Source organism: uncultured Gimesia sp., assembly GCF_963972345.1.
Taxonomy (GTDB): domain Bacteria; phylum Planctomycetota; class Planctomycetia; order Planctomycetales; family Planctomycetaceae; genus Gimesia.
The window spans coordinates 1-6,745 of the sequence record NZ_CAXAVM010000284.1 but is presented as its reverse complement, the minus strand read 5'-3'; the positions used below and the strand labels follow the sequence as shown (position 1 = coordinate 6,745).

Here is a 6,745-nt window from a genome sequence, read left to right as displayed (position 1 = left end):
AGCTTGCCTTTTTCCAGCCAGCGTACGAGCAGCCAGAGCGCCACGATTCCGACCACGGCCGCAATCAGGGCGCCGGTGAAGAGCAGGCTCAGTGGGGTGCTGAGGTGCTGGTTCGATATGATTTCCGCCGTCTCCAGGATCGTCGCGCCGGAAATCGCCGGGATCGCAAGCAGAAATGAAAAGGTGGCAGCCGACTGTCGCGACATCCCTGTGAGCAGTCCCGCCACGATTGTGCTTCCGCTGCGGGAGATTCCCGGCAGGATGGCAATCGCCTGCGCCAGTCCTATGAGTAGGGCCTGTTTATAGGTGATTTTCGTGTAGCTCTGGTCGTTGGGTGGAATGCGAGGGATCAGCAGCAGAATCAGCCCTGTCACAGGCAGCATGCATCCCGCCAGCAGGGGGCTCTCCAGAAAATGCTCTGCGTACTTTTTGGCTGTCAGGCCAATGACAACCACAGGCAGTGTGCCCACAATCAACAGCGGGATGACGCGCAGATCCTGGTTAATCAGCCGGAAGATTGTCTTGTGATAAAAGATCAGGATCGAGAGCAGGGTTCCCGCGTGAAGCACGATATTCACATCCGTCTGATCCGCCTGGATATCCATCAGGCTTTCCACGATCACCAGGTGGCCTGAAGAGCTGATGGGCAGGAATTCGCTGATCCCCTGGATGATGGACAACAGTATCATTTTTAACCAGGTCATAGTGGCAACTTTTCAAGGAAAGGGGAAGCTAGTGAAGTCGCCCAGTGCAGGGAACGATCAGCGTGCTTTGATTCAGGCGTAGGAGTCATTCAAAATGCTTGACTGGCAGAAATGGTATAAGTGATTGTTTTGAAAGGGAATACGAATTGTGATGGGTATGAGGTCTCAATAAAAATCATGAGAGACTATTGCAAAGACTCTATAACGAGGAATTGGAATCTTGTCAATTTGAGTCGAGTTTAACGGTTGAACGGGTTAGTCGGAGTCGCTATGGTTGTTGCCTATTGTAAATGAGGTTTTGAAATGTCTCTAATTGTAATGGATCACAATGAATACACTCATACCAGCAACATTGGTGTTATCTCTCTCGTTAGCACCAGCTCAGTCAGTGGAAGTGCCTGCGTTGCCAGAAAACGTCATTCAGCTTTTCAAAATGGAAGAGGATGTCTCCCGCCATCAACTCCTGTTGTTTACTGCCAGTTGGTGTCCCGCCTGTGTGCAGATGAAGAACAAAGAATTCCCCGCGTTGAAGAGGCAGAACTGGGAAATCAGTGAATCGGAATCGAGTCATATCCGCATCATAGATGTTGATCAGCATGCAGCCTTGACTCAAAAATTTAATGTGCAGTCGCTGCCCACATTGATCCTGATGGTCGACGGCAAAGAAGTCAGTCGCTCCGGTTCATTAAATGCCTACAGCATTGCCGAGATGTTTTACAACGGCAAGTGAGCTCTCACCGGGTTTACTTCCGCATTACCAGCCCCATTGAGAACAAGTCCCGCGGAAGCGGAATGGGGAATGCTCTATTGTAAGCCCGGGATATATTCTGGTTATGGCACGTGTTGCGAGCCGGCCTGTTGCGTCGGCTCGTTTACTTTCCAGGATCCCAGGATTCGGGAAGCTGCGATCTCTGAACGGAGCTGATGAACCTCTCCCCGCATGCGTTCCAGGGAATGCTGTTGCGCGTAAATCTGGCGGCATTCGCGTTCGAGATGCGGGAACAGGCCGTGTGACAGTTTGGTCTTGGCCAGATGATTTGCCAGCTGATTGATTTCCTGCTCCAGTCCCCGTTTCAGTTTACGGGTAAACATCATGACCAGGAACCCGGTCCAGATCAGAAAAATGACACCGGCAGTGACATAGAAATCAATCGCCAGGATATTCGATTCATCCAGGAACGAGTCGTAGAAAAAGTTTTTTCCAATGCGGACGAGTGCGTAAACAACCAGCGCCAGAAACAGGGTTTCATACATAAAACGTGTAAACCAGCCTGAGTTTTTGTGGGCGAGCCGGGTGATGATGCCGTCAATTTTTGTGCCCGCATCATTCAGAAACTGTTCCTCGACATGCGCTGCTTCTGTCTGCAGGTATTCCAGCGATCCCAGCTGATGTCCCGGTGAAGGGGTGAGGCCTGCTGCCTGCGCATAGCCATCAATCATCAGCTGTGATTCGCGCAATTTATTATCATCGAGACCGAATGCCCCGATTCGTTTCATACGGTCGTCAGCCGCCTGTTCCTGTTGACGGTTACCCAGCCAGCGGGCTCCCTGCAGGGCACCAATTAATGCGACCTGTGCGGAATTACGGGCACGAAACAGACTGGCGGAAGCGATCAGATTTCCCAGTCCATTGTACAGGCGGAGTATCATGGAGAACGGGCTGCTGCCCCAGGAGTCGGAGACGCAGGACAGGAGTCGGCGTTCCCAGAGATTGCGACTGACGAGTAATTCCGACTTGAGTTCCTGTGACATCTGTTCTGTGAGGACAGCCTGCTGCTGTTTCAGGAATGACTCAAGTTCGTGGACCGCAGGGAGTGCGTTTTCGATTTTTCCTGTGCAGTGATCAATGGCATTCTGCATCAGTTCCAGCAGGTTGGCCCGCCGGACCTGCAGTCGTTCCGACTTACCCAGCTGGGAGCTCAAAATGTTCTGTAAAGCAGCGAATTCAGGATCGGGACTGCGGTCTGCCAGTTGATCTTCCAGTGCCTTGACTGAATCGACGAAATAGATTTCCGGTACTTCAAACTGTTGTGAAAGCTGCTGTTTCCAGTCTTCGCGAATGTCTTCATCCAGACCGGCGTGAGTCTGCACGAAGATCAGTCGCCTGCCGACTGCTGCTTCAATCAGTTCTTGAGACACCCGTGCCGACCTGTATTTCTGCTGAGTTGAGGTATAGAGCAGGATGTCACACAGCGGGATAATATGCTGCAGTCGCGTGAGGTTGTTTTCTTCAAACTGGGATTCAGACGTGTCCGGGTCCGGGCAGTCAATCAGAATGATATTCTGCAGCTGATCCAGTTTTTTCTGTTCGACATGAAACTGACTCAGATCCAGCCCGAGTCGATCGAGGTCGGTCTCCGGATGCGCAATCAGGACCGGTTTTGTCGTGGTCGGTCGCTGGCGACCGGATGTAGTGCAGTACGATCCAATCAGGGCATTGACGAGGCTGCTCTTCCCGGTGCCCGTGCCGCCAAAGGTGGCAATCACCAGGGGCGATTCCAGGCGCACACGCAGCATATCCAGCCGCGGCAGCAACTGCTGGATGACTGCCTGGCATTGTTGTGCCGTCTTCCAGTGTGTCTGCTGCTCGCTCCAGTCTTTGAGCTGATGGATCAGATTGTCCACCGCTGCCAGCATTTCAATTTGTGCTAATTCGGATGTAGGCATGATTTCGGTCTTTGTTTCTGGTCTCATGTCACAGTTAAAAGATGGATTCTGGTCCCCATCTCAATTTAGGATTTAAAGAGTAATCTGCAGTTGATTCAGCTGCTGTTCCAGTTCGTTAACGGTCTGTTGAACCGCGTGATAATTTTCGGATTCTGGCAGGGCGACGGCAGACTTCAGTTCTTCCGGAAGCGTTTTCAGTAAATGGGTGCGAATGGCATGCGCCAGCCACTCGGTTCGCTTCTGTGCAAAGACGGCGTGAAAACGTCTGATTTTTGCTTCGAGGTACCCCATGCCCGATGACGCGGATCTGCTGACGGCTGTCTCTCCGACTGTCGTGGCGGCGGTGCCTCCCGCCACATCGCCGGCTACATTGACGACTGACTGAATCATGGTGTCGGTGACGATCTGCGTGCCGACATCGCCGACGGCGCCGAAGCCCACAAAGAATAAACCGACACTTAGTACCGGGCGTCCCACGGCTGCAGCCCGATCGATCTGTTTGATCAACGAATAATATTGCGGGCTTTCTGATTTGAAACTCGTCATCTCCCTGTCGACCAGTTCTTCAAACTGAGCCGTAAAGTTGAATTGGGCATGCTCGGCATGTAACGTCTTCAAGAGTGCTTCGCGTGACGTTCCGCTCAGCAGCGTTTTCAGTCGGCTGGTCAGCAGTGCGTTACCGAGTTCGCTGACAAGCGTCAGGCGATCATAAATCCCTTCCACAGTCTGCAGGACAACCGACCATTCCTGCTCCCGATAAACTTCCATCGGAGGTCGTTTTTCTTCTGCTGTCAGCGAATGCAGGTAACGTACCGGCCAGAGGACGCCTTTACCCAGCGAGTTGTAAAAGCCATGCACGTGGGCGGACCAGCCTTCCCGCTGTTCCTGCCACCACTTACGCACGGCAGAGACGATAACGGGATTGGGAACCAGTGGCCAGTTTTCAATCTCGGCCAGCTCATGCTCTGAAAGCAACTCGGCTGCCGAACGGAATTCCTGACTGCGCGATTTGATTTCGCGCAGGTAAGAGGGGACCCCTGAGTCCTGCTGGATGAGATATTTTAATGCGCCCCGCAACGTCTGTACTTTGATCTCGCCGAACTGCATTTGTGACAGAACCTGCATCAGGTTCACAGCGGTATCTGTCTGGGGAACGCCGGCATTGATCTCTGCGGGGGCGTCAGCCGAAGCCGGTTCAAACGTGCGCGGGTAGAAAGGAAGTTCCAGGCTGTTGGCAGCACCCCTGTCGTTCGGGGCAATAAATACCAGTTCCGGATGAGCGCCTGTTTCCTGGCAGAATGTGTTTAACCACAAAGGCCAGTATTCCTCATCATCGGGCAGCTGGCATTGATTGAAGACGGTGATGATGACTTTGTCTTCGCGGGCGGCTTCCCGAAAGAACTTTTTCACTGCAGCATCATTGTACTTCTGTTGTGTCAACACGGTGACCAGCACATCCGCGCATTGCCTGATCCGCTCGGCACGTTCCCAGTTGACTTCGGCATCACTGTCGATGTCTGGTGTGTCCAGTACCAGGAGATTGGAGGCCAGGGTGTCACAGTTTTTCCAGAACAGCAGATGCCGCTCATCCTGTTTCAGGGGGTCTTCAGCGGCTGACCAGGGAACCAGCTCAAAGCCCTGGAAGACTTCGCGTAGATCGTGCTGCTGTTCAAAATGCTGAGGCACCAGGCAGACCGGATGCCGTGTCTGAGAGGCAAGGGGGCTGATGGCACTGGTCTGCTGGTCAACCAGATGATTGAAGATGACGCTCTTGCCGATATTGGTTCCCCCCACCACCGCCACCACCAGGTACATTTCATTGGTCAGCTGGGGGATCAGCTTACGTTCAAGAATGTCAAACCATTCCCGGCCACTGAGGCGGGGGAGATCCAGCTGGCAGGACTGCGCTTCCAGGGCCAGCAGATGGCTCCGCAACTGGTGAATGGTGTGGGAAAATTTGCTGAGCGTGGTGGACATAGGATAATTGGATTCAGGAATGTATGATGTTACAGCTTGTGGTTCGCCCGTCAGGCTTGATTCTTATTTCATAATCGCAAGGTTTGAGTATATCGATTTCCGGAACGCAGGATGAGTCCAAATTGGATCAGAGACGTTTCAAATTCGATCCAATTCTCTGAATTAACGGTCGCAAGGTTTGACGGGCGTAAATAACTCAGATAGGATCCATCCAGCCGCACTTTGCAGTGTTCTCAGCTCATTTTGCGCACCGGGAATTTGTAAATGCAGTTTGACGCCTTCAATAGATAAGTCTATTGATTGTAATTCTTTAAGAACGTGACCCCTGGCAGGTCATGTGCCCATTAACAACGAGGAGTGAAAGATGTCGGAATTGGTAGTTAAGGATATTCTTGAAGCGGGTGTTCACTACGGTCATAAAACCAGCCGCTGGAACCCCAAAATGCGTCCCTACATTTACGGACGTCGTAACCAGATTCATATTATCGACCTGAAAGAAACAGTCCGCGGCATTATTCGTGGAAAACGTTATCTGGAACGGGTTGCCTCACAGGGAAGTCTGATCCTGTTCGTAGGAACCAAAAAGCAGGCCCAGGGGCCAATCCGCGATGCCGCAATCGCCTGTGGTATGCCTTACGTGACCGAACGCTGGCTCGGTGGTGCGTTAACCAACTTCCGCACCATTCGTAACCGCCTGAAACGTCTGGAAGAGCTGGAATCACTGGATGAAACCGGTGAAATTCATGCGTATTCCAAAAAGATGCAGTCCACACTGCTGCGTGAAAAGCGAAAAGTCTTCCGGAACCTGAACGGTATTCGTACCATGAACCGTCTACCCGAAGCACTGGTCGTGGTTGACCCGACCAAAGAAAAGAATGCGGTTCACGAAGCACACATTCTGGGAATCAAGGTCGTGGGTCTGATTGATACCGACTCTGATCCCGATGAAGTCGATCTGCCGATCCCCGGTAATGACGACAGCATCCGTTCCATTCGTCTGGTGATGAACCAGCTGGCTTCTTCCATCATGGAAGGCAAAGGCAAGCTGCCAGACACGGGCAAAAAAGATGACAGCGGTGAAGCGGACGCTGAAGAACAATTCAAGCCAGTCCCTTCACTGTAAGAGATATACAGCTTATTAAGATGGCATTCGTGTCTTCCGCCGACTGGTGATCTCGCCAGTCAGCGGATTCACTTGAAACACAAACAAATCGGAATATCAAATGAAAGCAATTGATGAAGCAGTTGCTTTCGAAGGAGATTACTGAGATGGCTGAAATCACAGCAGCAGCCGTGAAAGCATTACGTGAAATTACCGACCTGCCCATGATGGCCTGTAAAAAAGCATTGCAGGAAGCAGACGGCGACCAGGAAAAGGCAATCGAAATTCTGCGGGA

The 6,745-nt window shown here is 52.0% G+C and carries 5 protein-coding genes; 2 read left to right on the top strand and 3 right to left on the bottom strand.

Annotated elements, in window-relative coordinates; genetic code table 11:
- Nucleotides 1-704: undecaprenyl-diphosphate phosphatase (locus AACZ40_RS27500; protein WP_339676761.1), on the bottom strand; the 704-nt coding region annotated here is incomplete at its 3' end.
- 328 nt (nucleotides 705-1,032) lie between these two features.
- On the opposite strand from AACZ40_RS27500, the gene AACZ40_RS27495 reads away from it, so the two are divergent.
- The gene (locus AACZ40_RS27495) at nucleotides 1,033-1,434 is read left to right on the top strand and encodes a thioredoxin family protein (RefSeq protein WP_291170840.1); all 402 of its coding nucleotides are present in this window, start codon (nucleotides 1,033-1,035) and stop codon (nucleotides 1,432-1,434) included.
- A gap of 101 nt (nucleotides 1,435-1,535) precedes the next feature.
- Here AACZ40_RS27495 and AACZ40_RS27490 read toward each other — a convergent pair whose 3' ends face one another.
- The gene (locus AACZ40_RS27490) at nucleotides 1,536-3,371 is read right to left on the bottom strand and encodes a GTPase (protein ID WP_291170841.1); all 1,836 of its coding nucleotides are present in this window, start codon (nucleotides 3,369-3,371) and stop codon (nucleotides 1,536-1,538) included.
- Nucleotides 3,372-3,443: 72 nt separating this feature from the next.
- On the bottom strand, nucleotides 3,444-5,348 hold the full coding sequence (locus tag AACZ40_RS27485; protein ID WP_291170843.1) for a GTPase domain-containing protein: 1,905 nt from the start codon (nucleotides 5,346-5,348) through the stop codon (nucleotides 3,444-3,446).
- Nucleotides 5,349-5,712: 364 nt separating this feature from the next.
- Here AACZ40_RS27485 and rpsB point away from each other — a divergent pair, with 364 nt between their 5' ends.
- The gene (gene rpsB / locus AACZ40_RS27480; protein ID WP_291170845.1) at nucleotides 5,713-6,471 is read left to right on the top strand and encodes a 30S ribosomal protein S2; all 759 of its coding nucleotides are present in this window, start codon (nucleotides 5,713-5,715) and stop codon (nucleotides 6,469-6,471) included.
- Nucleotides 6,472-6,745 lie beyond the last annotated feature (274 nt).